1 pseudogene is annotated in these 882 nt (G+C 39.9%); it reads right to left on the bottom strand.

From position 1 onward, the window contains the following. Window positions 1-882, bottom strand: a pseudogene (locus AB5935_RS27025) (SusC/RagA family protein); the annotation flags it as partial.

Raw genomic sequence — 882 nt, 5'->3', positions numbered from 1 at the left:
GCATAAAAGTTCATCCAGTTCCAATTATTCGTATATCCCAGAAAACGACGTCCGATAGCCTGAACACTTCCCAAAGTCTGGTAGAAGTCATTACCTGTGTTACGTCCTTCACCTGCGTCATATTCATTTTTTGTCGTCAACATCTGCCAACCAGCAATTGCATTCAGTTTATGGATATAATTGAAAGTCTTTTGATAATTTCCGTTCAGGTTTAGAAAAAAGTTCGTGGTCTCGGCCTCTCCTTCTTTCACAGCATTATTCCTTGTGTCATACATATCGACCACGGGCAAGATTGTCGGATCACTCTGTCCAGGAATGAAAAGATGCTCATTATTAAAGTTATAATATAAGCCGACAATACCACTTACGGTAAATCCCAGAAAAGGCTTATAAGAGATACCGGCCTTCATATTCAAATCATACTGGCGATTGTGGGCATCCAAAGTATTAATTAATGCCAACGGGTTGCTGACTCCATAGGCAGCAGTTCTACTGTTACCATAGCGATAAGAGGAATAAGTGGAAAGGATATTGCCATCCCGGTCTTTATCATAAGGACTTAACAAAGGGGAACGGAAATATGCAGCAAGAACAGGGTTGGTCGCCATACTCATGCCTTGTTCCTGGAAATGCCCGTTCATATAAGCCAGTCCCAAGCTTGCAAAGATATTCACTTTCTGACTTACCAGAATATTTGTATTGAGCTGGGTATGAAAACGCTCCATACTTGTATTATCTATCAGCCCATTTTCACGGCTATATCCTAATGAAAGATCATATTTGGCAATATTGTCACCACCTTCCACACGAAATAAATGATCGGTAGAAGTACTGTTTTTGTAGATCAAATCCTGCCAGTCCGTATTATTGTTATATAAATAT

It is taken from the genome of Phocaeicola sp. RTP21198st1_B8_RTP21198_201120 (genome assembly GCF_040929485.1).
Taxonomy (GTDB): Bacteria; Bacteroidota; Bacteroidia; order Bacteroidales; family Bacteroidaceae; genus Phocaeicola; species Phocaeicola dorei.
The sequence above is the reverse complement of the archived record's forward strand: the minus strand, read 5'-3'. Positions and strand labels throughout refer to the sequence as shown.